Source organism: Enterobacter sp. MGH 33 (assembly GCF_000534535.1).
In the GTDB taxonomy this organism is placed as follows: Bacteria; Pseudomonadota; Gammaproteobacteria; order Enterobacterales; family Enterobacteriaceae; genus Enterobacter; species Enterobacter hormaechei_C.
The window spans coordinates 2,911,606-2,926,642 of sequence record NZ_KI973212.1 but is presented as its reverse complement, the minus strand read 5'-3'; the positions used below and the strand labels follow the sequence as shown (position 1 = coordinate 2,926,642).

At 57.5% G+C, this 15,037-nt stretch carries 8 protein-coding genes and 2 pseudogenes; 9 read left to right on the top strand and 1 reads right to left on the bottom strand.

Annotated features, from left to right (window positions below; genetic code table 11):
- Positions 1-5 precede the first annotated feature (5 nt).
- From tssH to L379_RS10405, 8 genes are all read left to right on the top strand, one after another.
- Positions 6-2,621, top strand: a complete 2,616-nt coding sequence (gene tssH / locus L379_RS10370) for a type VI secretion system ATPase TssH (RefSeq protein WP_032653902.1) — start codon at positions 6-8, stop codon at positions 2,619-2,621.
- Between the two features lie 24 nt (positions 2,622-2,645).
- Positions 2,646-4,079, top strand: a complete 1,434-nt coding sequence (locus tag L379_RS10375) for a serine/threonine protein kinase (RefSeq protein WP_032653898.1) — start codon at positions 2,646-2,648, stop codon at positions 4,077-4,079.
- Positions 4,080-4,104: 25 nt separating this feature from the next.
- Positions 4,105-5,571: a Tle-like phospholipase domain-containing protein gene (locus L379_RS10380; RefSeq protein ID WP_017384289.1), complete on the top strand. Its 1,467-nt coding sequence runs from the start codon at positions 4,105-4,107 to the stop codon at positions 5,569-5,571.
- Positions 5,568-6,329: an ankyrin repeat domain-containing protein gene (locus tag L379_RS10385; protein ID WP_023303867.1), complete on the top strand. Its 762-nt coding sequence runs from the start codon at positions 5,568-5,570 to the stop codon at positions 6,327-6,329. Before L379_RS10380 ends, L379_RS10385 begins: the two co-directional genes overlap by 4 nt.
- A 197-nt stretch (positions 6,330-6,526) precedes the next feature.
- Positions 6,527-8,449 carry a type VI secretion system Vgr family protein gene (locus L379_RS10390; protein WP_032653896.1) on the top strand — a complete coding sequence of 641 codons (1,923 nt, stop codon included), beginning with the start codon at positions 6,527-6,529 and terminating at the stop codon, positions 8,447-8,449.
- Positions 8,450-8,524: 75 nt separating this feature from the next.
- Complete coding sequence (locus L379_RS10395; RefSeq protein WP_017384279.1) at positions 8,525-8,965, top strand: DcrB-related protein; 441 nt, start codon at positions 8,525-8,527, stop codon at positions 8,963-8,965.
- 3 nt (positions 8,966-8,968) lie between these two features.
- The gene (locus tag L379_RS10400) at positions 8,969-13,393 is read left to right on the top strand and encodes an RHS repeat-associated core domain-containing protein (RefSeq protein ID WP_155858413.1); all 4,425 of its coding nucleotides are present in this window, start codon (positions 8,969-8,971) and stop codon (positions 13,391-13,393) included.
- 8 nt (positions 13,394-13,401) lie between these two features.
- Positions 13,402-13,965 carry a hypothetical protein gene (locus L379_RS10405; RefSeq protein ID WP_032653893.1) on the top strand — a complete coding sequence of 188 codons (564 nt, stop codon included), beginning with the start codon at positions 13,402-13,404 and terminating at the stop codon, positions 13,963-13,965.
- Positions 13,966-14,515: 550 nt separating this feature from the next.
- On the opposite strand, the pseudogene L379_RS25105 reads toward L379_RS10405, so the two are convergent.
- Positions 14,516-14,906, bottom strand: a pseudogene (locus L379_RS25105) (DUF933 domain-containing protein); the annotation flags it as partial.
- Between the two features lie 19 nt (positions 14,907-14,925).
- On the opposite strand from L379_RS25105, the pseudogene L379_RS26455 reads away from it, so the two are divergent.
- Positions 14,926-15,037, top strand: a pseudogene (locus L379_RS26455) (RHS repeat protein); the annotation flags it as partial.

The window sequence follows — 15,037 nt, the reverse complement described above, 5'->3', positions numbered from 1 at the left end:
CTAACATGTCAGAAATTAGCCGTGCCGTGCTTTTCGGCAAACTGGATACGCTGTTATTTACCTCTCTGGAAAGCGCGACTGCCTTCTGTAAGCTGCGCGGCAACCCGTACGTTGAGCTGGTGCACTGGCTGCATCAGCTGATGCAGCAGCAGGATGGCGATCTGCAACAGGTCATCCGTCACTTCGCCCTTGATGAACAGCAGCTGACGCGCGATATCGTGGCGGCGCTGGATGCCCTGCCGCGTGGCGCGAGTTCCGTGTCTGATCTTTCCGAGCATATCGACAGCGCCGTCGAGCGCGCCTGGGTCTACGGCTCGCTGAAGTTTGGCGTCAGCCGCATCCGCGGCGGCCATTTGCTGATCGGCATACTGAAAACGTGGAATCTGGCGAACGTGTTGAAAAGCATTTCGGCGCAGTTCACCCGTCTTAACGTCGAGGTGCTGATCGAGCAGTTCGACGCCATTTGCGCCAGCAGCAAAGAGAGCCAGCAGGCCGCCGCCGCTGCGGACGCGTCTGCCGGGGCAGTACCGGCTGCGCAGGGCACGCTGGCGCAGTATGGTCAGGATCTGACGGCGCGCGCCCGGGAAGGGAAAATTGACCCGGTGGTGGGGCGCGATGAAGAGATCCGCCAGATGGTCGATATTCTGATGCGTCGTCGCCAGAACAACCCCCTGCTGACCGGGGAAGCCGGCGTCGGGAAAACGGCGGTGGTGGAAGGGCTGGCGCTGCGTATCGCTGACGGCGACGTGCCGGAGCCGCTGCAAAACGTTCAGCTGTGGCTGCTGGATATCGGCATGCTTCAGGCCGGAGCGGGCATGAAAGGGGAATTTGAGGCGCGCCTCCAGGCGCTGATTAACGAAGTGCAGTCCAGCGCCACGCCGATTATTCTGTTCATCGATGAGATCCACACCCTGATTGGCGCTGGCGGTCAGCAGGGCACCGGCGATGCCGCTAACCTGCTCAAACCTGCCCTGGCGCGCGGGCAACTGCGCACCATTGGCGCGACCACCTGGGCGGAATACAAAAAATACATTGAGAAAGATCCGGCGCTGACCCGCCGTTTCCAGACCGTACAGGTTCACGAGCCGGACGAAGCCAAAGCCGTGCTGATGCTACGCAGCACCGTGTCGCCGCTGGAAACCCATCATCAGGTTTTACTCCTCGACGAAGCGGTCAGCGCGGCGGTGAAACTGTCGCATCGCTATATTCCTGCGCGTCAGCTGCCGGATAAAGCGGTGGCGCTGCTGGATACCGCCTGCGCGCGCGTAGCCGTCAGCCAGAGCGCGCCGCCTGCCCAGCTGGAAGACTGTCTGCGTCACCTGGCGGCCCTGGACGTAGAGCTGGAGATTGCTGAACGCGAAGCGCGCGTGGGGGCGGGCGATCCGGCGCGTGTGGCGGCCTTAACCGCCGAACGTGACGCGTTCGAAACCCAGCGCAAAGCTCTGGCCCGTCGCTGGGAAGAAGAGCGCACGCGGGTGCAGGAGATTATCCGTCTGCGTGCCGCGCTGTTTGCGGCGGGAGATGAGGATACGGCTGACCTGCGCGGCCAGCTGGCAGAACAGCAGCAGGCGCTGAAGACCTTACAGGGTGACGAACCGCTGCTGTTTGCCGCGGTGGATGAGAACGTGGTGGCTGCGGTGGTTTCAGACTGGACCGGGATCCCGCTGGGCCGGATGGTGAAAAATGAGATCGACGCGGTGCTGAATCTGGCCGACACGCTGAACCAGCGGGTTATTGGCCAGCGTCATGGTCTGGATCTGATTGCCCGTCGGGTAAAAACCTCCCGGGCGAAGCTTGACGATCCAAACAAACCGGTCGGCGTATTCATGCTCTGCGGGCCGTCCGGCGTAGGTAAAACCGAAACCGCGCTGGCGCTGGCGGAGTCGCTTTACGGCGGCGAGCAGAACGTCATTACCATCAACATGAGTGAATTCCAGGAAGCGCACACCGTTTCGACGTTAAAAGGTGCGCCTCCGGGCTATGTGGGCTATGGTGAAGGCGGCGTCTTAACCGAGGCCGTGCGCCGCCGTCCCTACAGCGTGGTGCTGCTGGACGAAATTGAAAAAGCGCACCCGGACGTGCACGAGATCTTCTTCCAGGTCTTCGACAAGGGCTGGATGGAGGACGGCGAAGGGCGTCACATTGATTTCCGTAACACCATTATTATTCTGACCTCTAACGTTGGCACCGACCTGATCGCAGCCATGTGCGCCGACCCGGAACTGATGCCGGAGCCTGACGCGTTAAGCGGCGCCCTGCGCCAGCCTCTGCTGGAGGTGTTCCCGCCTGCGCTGCTGGGCCGCCTGCTGGTGGTGCCGTATTACCCGCTGAGCGACGAGATGCTGGGGCAGATTGTGCGTCTTCAGCTCAGGCGCATTCAGCGTCGTCTGGAAGAGAATCACAACATTATTTCTGAATTTGACGACAGCGTGGTCGAACAGATTGTTCAGCGCTGTACCGAGGTTGAGTCGGGCGGGCGTATGGTGGATGCGATTCTGACCAATACGTTGCTGCCTCAGATGAGCCAGATTTTACTTACCGCCAGCCGCAGCGACGAGCAGTACCGACGTCTGCATGTCACCTGCGAGCAGGGCGAGTTCCACTGTCAGTTTGCCGCGTAATAATCATCAAGAGAACTGTAAAAGATGACGGATAATGATAACAATCGGACTGTCCCAAACGCGCTCCCGGTCGGGTACCGTTTCAATGAGTTTGAGATAAAAGAGGTGATTGGCGGCGGCGGATTCGGCATCGTCTATCGCGCCTGGGATCACCAGCTCGAACGCACTATCGCTATCAAAGAATTTATGCCTTCCTCCCTCGCCGTGCGCGGCGAGGATATGACGCTGGTGCTGCGCAGCGAGCGCTTTGGCAAAGCGTTTTCTGCCGGCCTGAACAGCTTCATCCAGGAAGCCCGCCTGCTGGCGCGCTTTAACCACCCGAACCTGCTGCACGTGCTGCGTTTCTGGGTGCAAAACGACACGGCCTATATGGGAACGCTGTTTTACAGCGGTACCACGCTGTCGCGTCTGCGCGAAGAGAAACCGGAGCTGATTAACGAGGCGTGGATCCGCCGCATGCTGCCAATGCTCTTCGGCGCCATCAAAACGATCCACGACGAGGGTTATCTGCACCGCGACATCTCGCTGGATAACATTCAGATTCAGGATAACGGCCTGCCGGTGCTGCTCGATTTCGGATCGGCGCGCCGCACCATCGGTAATCTCTCGGATGAGACGGAAACCATGCTGCGTCCGGGCTTCGCGCCTATCGAGCAGTATACCGACGACAATGAAAGCGAGCAGGGGCCGTGGACGGATATCTACGCGCTCGGCGCCGTATTGCGTACCCTCATCGTAGGCTCTCCGCCACCGGTCAGCGTGGTACGCTCGATTCAGGACACCTGCAAACCGCTGGTGGAGCTGATGCCGCAGGGCTATTCCATCCCGCTGCTACAGGCCATCGACAAGGCGCTGGCGCTGCATATGGAAGACCGTCCGCAATCCATTGAGGAGTTCGCGGCGCTGATCGAGATGCCCGTCGCCGGTATCGACGAGGTGCTTACCGCGAAGAAGACCGGCACGATGCTGGTGCCGGTGGAAGAGGAGACATCTGCTTCCGCGCTGGACTGGCGACGTTACAAGCTTCCGGGGCTGGTGGCCGCGGGCGTGCTGGTTGGGGTGGTTGCCGGTGCGATGCTGTTCGGCGGCGACAGTCAGGAAACGCCAGAGCAGACGGCGCAAACGCCTGCCGTGAGCCCTCCGGCTGAGACCTCCGCCCAGGCGGAAACCAGACCGGCAACGGCAGACGTGAGCGAGCCGGTTGCGCCACCTGCTACGGCGCAGCAGAGTGCGCCGCCTGTCGACGCCAGCCCGGTCGCGCTGGTCTACATCCGCATGCTTGATGGTGAGACGCTGAAGGTGAACGGCGAGTCTAAAGCGCTGCGTCCGGGCAATAACGGTTACGCATCGCTGAAATTGCCTGCGGGCGAGACCCGCATTGAACTGGAAGGCAATGGAAGAACGCGTACCCAGACGCTGGATATTGCGAAGCCAGGCACCTGGCTGGTGAATCCGTAAGCCTGCGGGTAACAGGACGGAGCGAATGTATAACATCAAGTTTGTCTATCTGTTCCACGAGAACGTCTCGCCAGCGCTGTTTGCGAAAATAATCCGCCCGTCCGTTGCCGGACAGTGGATTATGTCGGTTCCCGACCATTCGCTGCGCTCGCTCTTCACGCGCTACGATCTGCTGCGCACGATCACCGGTGCGAATCCTTATCAGTCCGGGCGCGATACCCGCACGCTGATCGCGCAGGATTTAGAGATGGGCAGAGTGGTTGCCATTGACGAAAGTTTTCGTGACTGGTCATCAGTAACGGAAATTTTTTACATCAATGCCAAAGGGCAACTCCAGGCTGCCTCGCTGGTCGGCCTGGGCTGGTATCCGGTAAGTACGATTGTCGACCGCTACGAAACCATGGTGAGAACGTACGGCTCTCGCCCTGCACCAACGGTACTGCCAAAACAGGTGGTGAAATCTAAAACGGCACAGGTGCCGGATGAACCTACTCCCGGCAAGGACGGTAAAACCTATGCCGGGCAGCTTCAGAAGATGACCAAAGCAGAGCGCTGGCAGGCGCGTAAAGATCTGATTGCGAAGGGGAGCAATAGCCTTTATCCGGATGCCCAGATCGCCGCGAAGCGTCTGGCGGCGAATAATATCGCGGTGGAAAAAGCGAAGCTTGCGGAAAATATTTATAAGACCGTGAACCCGCTGGAAACCACACCGGGCGTGCCGGAGGGGTGGACGGATATCAGTAATGACGATGCGCTGTTAGGAAAGTTCGGGCTGAACAAATCAATGCTCTTTGACGATGATACGTCCCCCAATTTTCTGGCGCGCGTCTATCAACCGAAGCCGGAAGTGTTTGGTACAGATATGAACCCCACACTGGTATTCAGGGGATCGCGCGAGCCTGGTTTCGCCTCTCTGTCTGAGAATGTCTCCTCTTTACTGACCAAAGGGGAGCTGGCGCCGGTGGTAAACGGGGCTGACTGGTCGAATAACTTCTCACAGGGCATGGGTATGGCTTCAGATTATTATAAAAAGGCCGTGAGTATTGGTAAGGAGCTGGCAAGGTCAGGCCAGAATATTGATATTGCCGGTCATTCCCTTGGCGGTGGCCTCGCCTCTGCAACCTCTATGGGCAGCGGGAAAGCGGGGTGGACGTTCAACGCCGCCGGCCTGAATGCCGGAACCGTAGAAAAATACGGCGGTAAGATATTAGGCAGTACGGATAATATCCAGGCGTATCGGGTTGAAGGTGAACTGCTGACGAAGATTCAGGAAGTTAACCCCTGGGAAGATCTGAAAACGATGAAAGGGCATGTCCCTTCGTGGATCCTCAAAGAGGAAATCTCTGCGCTGAGCCCTAATGCTGCCGGAATACCCCACGATCTTCCCGGTGGAACCGGAAGCGCGCTGGACCGCCACGGGATTAATCAGGCGATTGATTGCATAGAGCAACAGAAGGACGAGGATATTTCGATAATCGGGAGTCGATTGTGAAAAAACGGTTGATGGCTTTTGTCGCGTTATGTTTTTTATTCATGATTCAGGGGTGTAAGCAGGATATGGACCTTAATCCACAGGACTACTTCAGCGGTCAGCAGCTTGAACTGGCGAAAGCGATTGAAGAAGGTGATGTCGACGCGGTGAAGACGCTTGCACCAGAAAGCGATCTTAATAAACCGGGAAAGCAGGATATGACCCTGCTTTTTTGGGCCATCGGCAACGCGATTAATGATAAAAAAACATCGCCCCATTTAAAGGTGATTACATTGCTTGTTAAGGCCGGCGCAGATCCGCTCCAGCCTCGACCGCAGGGAAAAAGCAGCCCTGCCGAATTTGCCCTGAAGGGGGACAGCGCGGATTGGATCGATGCGATGCTGGACGGTGGCCTCTCACCCAACGTGAAAGATAAGGTCTTCCACGAACCGATCGTCTTCCAGTCGCTTAAAGCGAAAAACACAGAGACTCTGGAAGCCATGCTCGATCGCGGAGCTGACGTCAATGCAACCAATTCACTGGGTAAAACGCTGGTGTTTGATGCGCTGGATAACCAGGCTTACGAGCATGTCTTGTTACTGCTCGATCGTGGAGCGGACCCGTCAGTTAAGGCTAAAAATGGCTGGTCAATGAGTAATGCGCTTGCGGACGCGCTGAGTGGACTTGATAGAGGCAGCGAGCAATACGAGAAGTTAAATGAAATAAAAGAGAAACTTATTCAGAAAGGGGGCGTGTGGCCACCTGCGCCGGTTAAGTGATTGCTCAACTTTCATGAAAGCCAGAGATAAGGTTTTTTCCGGAGTTTCCATTAGCCTGCACTCTTTGGATTTATAAAAACGAAAGTTCGTACCTCCAGACAAATCAACCCAGCATTGCATCAATCCAAAACCACCTCGTCGAAATTAGCTTTACGTTCATAAACGTTCCCAGCATAAACCATTACGGAATAAAGATTATGCTCAACCGAATTACCGTCCAGCTCCCGGTTGAGGGGCTGCTTTTCTGGAAACTCTCCGGCCGTGAGGCGATGTCCGAGTCGTTCGCGCTGACGCTGACCCTGCTTGGTACGGACGCGCGCATTGACCGCAGCAAGCTGCTGGGCCAGCCGGTCACGGTGACCATCCCCACGCAGAACCTGCTCACCCCCCGCTATATCAACGGCAAGGTGACGCGCGTGGCGGTGAGCGCCGTGGAGCTGACGGGCACCCGCTACGCGGTGTACCAGCTGACGGTGGAGCCGGACCTGTGGCCGATGAAGCGCGACCGTAACCTGCGTATCTTCCAGGGCCAGACGGTACCGCAGATTGTCAAAACTCTGCTGGGTGAGCATCAGGTTAACCTCGAAGACAAACTTACCGGCAGCTACCGGGTGTGGGACTACTGCGTGCAGTATCAGGAATCGAGCCTGGACTTTATCAGCCGCCTGATGGAGCTGGAGGGGATTGCGTACTACTTCAGCCACGAGGCGGACAAGCATACCCTGGTACTGACCGACGCCGCGACCCAGCACCAGCCGTTCAGCGGCTATGAGGTCATTCCTTACCATCAGACGCCGTCCGGCGGCAGTACGGATGAAGAGGGCATCAGCCAGTGGGCGCTGGAGGACAGCGTCACGCCGGGAATTTACAGCCTCGACGACTATGACTTCCGCAAGCCGAACGCGTGGCTGTTCCAGGCGCAGCAGAACCCGGCGTCCCCGAAACCGGGCAGCATCGACGTGTACGACTGGCCGGGCCGCTTTGTGGAGACAGGGCATGCGGAGTTCTACGCCCGAATCCGTCAGGAGCGCTGGCAGGTGGAGCATCAGCAGATTCAGGCGACGGCCACGGCGGCGGGCATTGCGCCGGGCCACATCTTTACCCTGACCAACGCGCCGTTCTTCAGTGACAACGGCGAGTATCTGGTGACGGCGGCGGGTTACCACTTCGAGGAGAACCGCTACGCGAGCGGTGAGGGGGAAACCATTCACCGCACCGATTTCACCGTTATCCCGGCGTCGGTGTCCTACCGTCCGGCGCAGAGCACGGCGTGGCCGCGCACCTACGGCCCGCAGACGGCGAAAGTCGTGGGACCGCAGGGGGAGAGTATCTGGACGGACAAATATGGCCGCGTGAAGGTGAAGTTCCACTGGGACCGTCTGGCGAAGGGCGATGACACCAGCTCCTGCTGGGTGCGCGTGTCGAGCGCCTGGGCGGGCCAGGGCTACGGCGGGGTGCAGATCCCGCGCGTCGGCGATGAGGTGGTGGTGGACTTTATCAACGGCGACCCGGACCGTCCGATTATCACCGGCCGCGTGTATAACGAAGCCAGCATGCCGCCGTGGGCGCTGCCGGCTGCCGCGACGCAGATGGGCTTTATGAGCCGCACGAAAGACGGTTCAGTCGACAATGCCAACGCCCTGCGCTTTGAGGACAAGGCGGGCGCGGAACAGGTGTGGATCCAGGCCGAGCGTAACATGGACACCAGCGTTAAAAATGATGAAACGCACAGCGTCGGCGGCGCGCGCAGCCATTACGTGAAGAAAAATGAGCTGCATCGCGTGGAGGCTAATCAGATCCAGGCCGTGAAAGGCGGAACCGAGATCCTGACGGGTAAAGGCAAGCTGGATGCGGCGGTAGAGCAGTATGTTATTGCTTCCGGGACGAAGCTGCGGCTGGTCTCGGGCGAGAGTGCTATTGAGCTTAACGCTAACGGCAAAATTAACCTGATCGGCAAAGAGTTCAACTTCTTCGTTGAAGGGGACGGCTATATCACCACGGGCGGCAAGCTGCACCTGAATACGTCGGGCACCCAACCGGGCACAACGGCGCCGGGGTCAGGGCATAAAGGGGATATCGATGCGGCGGTGCAGGAGAAATTTACGCCCCCGGAAGATTAACCGCTTTCTGTCTGCCGCCGGGTTGTCCGTGGCGGCACGTAAAACCCTTTAGCAATTTTAGACGCGAGTTCACCGATGAAATACACCCTCCAGGAAGGTTCCTTTACCCTTTTTCCTGCCGCCTGGCAGGACAACAGCATGAACATCATTCGCGATGACGAAAGCGGGCTGTCCGTGGTGGTCAGCCGCGGCGTTATCCCGGATGGCAGCGACTACGAACAAGAGTTTCACCGCCAGTGGGACGTGCTGCGTCCTCAGATGGGTGAGATCGCCCAGAGCGAATTTCAGCACGTAAAAGCCGGGTCTGCCGGCAACATTGATGGGGTTGAAGTTGAGACCACCTTTGACCGTAACGGCCAGCGCCTGTGGCAAAAACAGCTGGCCGTGCAGACGCCAGGCAAACCGGTACTGATGATTTTTACCCTCTCGGCCTTAAAAGCCTTTACGGAAGAGGACGAGGCGCGCTGGAGCGCACTGAAGCAGAGTCTGACGCTAAACGACAACCGGAATGTGTAAGGCATGAGCGATAACAACGCGGCCCGTAAGGGCGACGAGATTATTCACTCCAGCATTTTTGCTGATATTACCAGCATTGTGGCGGAAGGCGCTGCCTATGCGGTGATTGGCGCGGCGGTGGGCGCGGCAGCGACCGTCGCGGCCCCACTGCTGGGAGCCGGGGCCGCAGCAGCAGGCGTGGCGGCGATTGGATCCAGCTGTCTGTTGAGCGGCATTATCGGCGGGGTTCTGGCGAACGTCGCCGGGATCACCGACGATATTAGCAACGCCGCTGAAGGGCTGGGTAACGCGCTTTTCCCGCCGTCGCCCGCGGGCAAAATCACCACCGGTTCGAGCAATGTTCTGACAAATAAACTTCCCGCTGCGCGCGCCGCCGGGACGTTAACGCCTGCCGATACCCCGTCCCCTGAGCCGCAGTCGCCGGGCAGCTTTGCCGACTACGCGGGTATGCTGCTCTCCGCTGCCGGACAGTTCGGCAGCGAGATGTGGCAGCCGAGCGTCGCCTCTGCCGCCGCAGGGACCTCGCCGCTGGAAGAAGACAAGGTGGCGTGTGATAAACACTCCGGGCCGCAGTATCTGGCGGAAGGCTCGAAAAGCGTCTTCATCAACGGACAGCCTGCGGTGCGCGCAAAAGATCGCACCACCTGCGAGGGCACCGTTTCCGACGACGTCTCCCCGAACGTGATCATAGGCGGCGACACGCTCACGGTCCGCGATATCAAAAGCGGTAAAACGCCGGGTCTGGCGCTGGGGATGATTGCGCTCTCCCTGCTGCGCGGGCGTCCGGGCAAGATCCTGAAAAACATGCCCTGCGCGCTGGCTGCTGCCGGTGGCGGGATGCTGGCTGATATGGCCGTCAACGCCGTGTTCGGCTCCTCGCACCCGGTTCATGCCGCTACCGGCGTGAAGGTGCTGAATGACGACGACGAACTCGATTTCTCGCTGCCAGGGCGCTTTCCGCTGCGCTGGCAGCGCAGCTACAACAGCCTGACCACCCGCGAAGGGCTTTTCGGTCTGGGCTGGGCTACCACCTTTGACAGCTATCTGGCGCTGGAAGAAAACAACGCCACCTGGTTCGATGAAACCGGGCGCGAGCTGAGCTTTGAACTGCCGCCGGTCGACCGCGCGTTTTACAGCATCAGCGAAGGCATCATTATCCGCCGCAATGAGAGCGGCGACGTGGCGATAGCTGACGATGACGGCGCGGTGTGGCGTCTGTATAAACCGACCCGCGCTAACCCCTCCATCCTGCGCCTGGCCTCCCTCAGCGACGAGTACGGCAACTCGTTGCTGACGGAATGGGATGAGCACGGGCGGCTGGTCGGTCTGCACGATGAGCCGCGAGCGATCGATGTCACCCTGCGCTATGACGATGAACGTTTCCCGCAGCGCGTTACCGCTGCCAGCCATTTTGACGGCAACCAGACATGGCCGCTGATGCAGTGGGGGTACGACGCGCGCGGCCAGCTGGCCAGCGCAACGGATGCCTCCGGCGTGGTAACCCGTGAATACCGTTATAACGATGATGGCCTGATGGTCTGGCACCGTCTGCCGGGCGGGCTGGAGAGCGAATACCGCTGGCAAAAATTCGACCACTGGCGCGTGGTGGAAAATCGCACCAGCACCGGCGACGGCTGTCGCTTTACCTACGATTTAGCCGCCGGGCTGACGACCGTCGATCACTACGACGGTCAGACGCGAAAGCATTACTGGAACGCGCAAAACCTGATTGTTCGCTACGTTGACGAGCGCGGTGAGAACTGGCGCTACGAGTGGGATGACAACGAACTCCTCACGCGTCGCATCGATCCGCTGGGTAATGCCGTTACCTTCGTCTATGACGAGATGGGCAACCGGGTGCAGGAGATCGACGCCGACGGCAATACCCGCACCACCACCTGGCTGGAGCACCGTGCGCTTCCGGCGTCCATCATCGAAGCCGACGGTAGCGCCACCCGGTTCCTGTATGACGAACATCACGGGCTGAAACGCGTGGTGGATCCGATGGGGCAGACCACGCTGCTGCGTCGGGACGAGTTTGGTCAGGTTGTGGAAGAAGTTGATGCCGCCGGGAACAGCCGCTACCAGGAGTACAACGAAGCCGGGCAGATGGTGCGTGCGACGGACTGTTCTGGCCGCGTGACACAATACCGTTATCATCCGCTGGGCTGGCTGGTGGCTGAGATAAGCGCCGACGGCGAAGAGACGCGTTACCGCTACGACGCCGCGGGGCGTCCGGTGCAGCTCGACCGATCAGAAGGCTGGACCGAGTCGCTCAAATGGAACGAACGTGGTCTGCCGGTGAAGCATGCGGGCGCCGACGGGAAAGAGAGCGAGTTCAGATACGACGAGGCAGGGCGCTTAACCGCCACCCGCAATACGCAGGGTGAAGAGGTGCGCCGCCGCTGGGACAGCCGCGGACGGCTGGTCGCCATGGAAAACGAAAACGGCGAAGCGTATCAGTTCCGCTGGGGCGCAGACTCGCTGCTGCTGGAAGAGGTGGGACTCGATGGCGTGGCCTCGCAGTATCGCTACGATGCCTGCGGACGTACGATAGCGCGCACCTTTGCCGCCGGACATCCGGAGGCCATCACCCACGCTTTCGCCTGGAGCGCGAGCGGCCAGCTGGTCGCCCGCACCACGCCGGAGGGGCAGACCCGCTACCACTACACCCCGTCCGGCCTTCTGAGCCGGATTGGGCTGCATCCCGCGCTTTCAGAAGATGCCTGGAGCGCCGAGGCCGAGCAGGAGCTTGTGTTTGAGTATGACGCGCTCGGGCGCGTCACGCGCGAAACGGGCGAACACGGGGAGCTGGCGTGGGAGTATGACGCGCTGGGTAACCGCACCTCCGTCACGCTGCCCGATGGTCGGGAGCTGAAACAGTTCTACTACGGTAGCGGGCATCTGCTCAGCATTGCCCTTGATAAGCTGTCGGTCTCCGACTTTACCCGCGACGAACTCCACCGTGAAACCAGCCGTACGCAGGGGCTGCTGACCACCCGCAGCGAATACGACCGCCTTGGCCGACTGCATCGCCGGGACGTCTTTACCGGCAATGCCCAGCGCCCGTCGCCGCGCCGCTGGTCCCGCCGCTGGGATTACGACTATCGCAATAACCTGGTCCGCGAAGAGCGGGACGATAACCCGTTCAGCTGGTACCGCTGGCAGTACGACAGCGCCGGACGTCTGCTGGTTCAGGACGGCACGCTGCCCGGCCAGGAGCAGTGGCGCTGGGATGCTGCCGGTAACCCGCTTGAAGGCTCGGCTGAGAAGGTCACGCACAACCGCCTGACGCAGCTGAACGGCATTCGCTGGCGCTATGACATCCACGGCCGCACCGTGGAGAAAGATAACGGCCAGACCCGCTGGCACTACCGCTACGACGGCGAGCACCGCCTGACGGAGGTCATAAGCCAGCCGCGGGACCGCAACAGGCCGCAGACGCAGGTCAGCTTCCGCTATGACCCGCTCGGGCGACGCATCAGCAAAACGCGCCGCCAGATGGTGGGCGGACAGCCAACCGGTAACCCAGTCACCACCCGGTTTGTCTGGGAAGGGTTCCGGCTGTTGCAGGAGGTGCACGGGGATGTGCCGCTGACCTACGTCTACAGCGATCAGGACAGCTACGATCCGCTGGCTCGTATTGACGGCGTTGATGCCCCGGAAATCTTCTGGTTCCACTGTCAGCCCAACGGCACGCCGGAGCGGATGACGGATAGCGAAGGGCAGGTGCGCTGGGAAGGGGTGAACAGCGCCTGGGGCAAACTGCTGCGGGAAAGCGAGACGCAGGTATCAGGATATTCTCAGAACCTGCGTATGCAGGGGCAATACCTGGATCGTGAGACAGGGCTGCACTACAATCTGTTCCGGTATTACGACCCGGACTGCGGGCGGTTTACGCAGCATGACCCGATAGGGCTGGCGGGGGGGATAAACCTTTACCAGTATGCGCCGAATGCGCTGGGGTGGGTGGATCCGTGGGGGTTGGCTCCTGACGATCTCATTCGTTACCGCCCACATGATTCTCTTTCTGCTCAAGGTGGAGCTAGGAGCTCTGCTATTTCTAGGGCATGGGTGCAAGAAAAAGCCTTATTGCAGGATGGTGGGGCTGGCACAAGAAATTGGACAGCGCAAGAGAGGGATTTAATTTTGAAGACTCCCAACAAGAGCTTAACCTCTGTGATGTCCCGGGCAGGCTATACCGGGCATCATATCAATTCGGTAGAAGGCAATGGTACGCTTGGTTCCAAATGGCAAGGTGATCCGAGGAACATTGTTTTCTTGAAAAATCATAACCATTCCGACAAGTTCAATGAGCATGTCCATGGTGATCAAGGACATAGAGGGAATACCAAGAACTCGACGCGTGGGCGCTTAATTGATAGAGAAAGAACACTAAAATCTAGACAACGATGTAAGCAATTATAGGTGGAAAGATGAACATAAAAAATGCAGTCCAAGATCTTGCGAACAAATTCAAAATGAATGATTTGAATATGGGAGAGATAGACTATACAGACGATGAAAATGAGACTTCTTTTCCCGTGAATATAAATGGGGAGGTTGATTTTTTTTATCGTCATTTAATTTTAAATGACCGTCCAACATTTGATGGTACTTTCTATTTACAGATTATTGAGCCTCACGATCTCAATGAAATATTATCCGGTTGGCGAGTTCAAAATGATACGGTCTGGCGCGATGAATATATAATCTTTGCTGAAAGAAATGGTGACGTTCTTTTTTGTGACACCCAAAATTTAACATCGCCTGTTTATGGTAGCATTCAAAAACGCAACTTTATCATTTCCGCTTCCTTAGCTGACTTTTTGGATGCTTTTTGTTCTGCCATTGAGATAGAACAAAATAATTATGATGGTGATGCTACCGATGATGATTTTAATTTAAGAGAAGATTTCCTGGAAGATATCGATTTGATGCTTAAAACCAAACTAAAAGATGTTGAGGTGGAAGGGTTTAAGAAATTCTTTTTTGGTTAGTTTTTAATTTTTTAATAATAAAGATTCACTGTTTTAGATACCTCCTTGCTTCTAAAAGCATTTATTTCTTATGCCCCTTTTATCGGTGAGGAGGTTTATTTGCTATTGATAATGAATAAACACATGAAAAAAGATTTACATCTCTTGTAGAAAAAAGAAACGAGTTTCATGATGTTAAAAAATACGCCAAGGCTTTAGAGCAATACCAAAACTCCTGGCAAGCTCTTCCTGAGCCAAAGATCGAATGGGTAATTGCCAACTGGATCTCTGCGTGCATGTACAGTGCTTGCTTTGCTCTCAAGGAGAACGATGAGGCGAAGAAATGGGGAGAGAGGACACTAAGTACACTTGGATCGGATATAAACCACAGCGCAGTTAATCGACCTCGGCATGGTTTGTTATGAGTTGAATCCATCCGATGAAGCGTACAAATATTTTAACGATTCTTATAACTACGACAAAGAACGAGCGTTTCTAGACAGACTTGAAAAATACTTTGAGTTCTATCTTCGTAAGAGGGCGTAAGGTCGTTTTTTTTCGTAAAAACAAATCAAACGTTAAACAAGAAGTTCATCACGTCGCCATCTTTAACGATGTAATCTTTCCCTTCCGCACGCATCTTGCCTGCTTCTTTCGCACCTTGCTCACCCTTGTAGGTTATGAAGTCTTCAAACGCGATAGTCTGTGCACGGATGAAGCCTTCTCGAAGTCGATGTGGATCTTACCAGCCGCCTGAGGCACAGTCGCATCGACAGGGATGTTTCACGCGCGCACTTCTTTCCGCCCGCGGTGAAGTAGGTTTGCAGGCTGAGCATCTCATGGCCCGCGCGGATCACGCGGTTCAGACCCGGCTCGGCCATGAAATCTACACGATCGGCGTCGTTCACTTGAGCGATATCGGATTCAACCGTGGCGCAAACCGCCACCACTACAGAATCTTCACCGATCGAAGATTTTACTGAGAAGATCCCGCACAACCGCCTGTCGCAGCTGAACGGCATTCGCTGGCGCTATGACATCCACGGCCGCACCGTGGAGAAGGATAACGGCCAGACCCGCTGGCACTACCGCT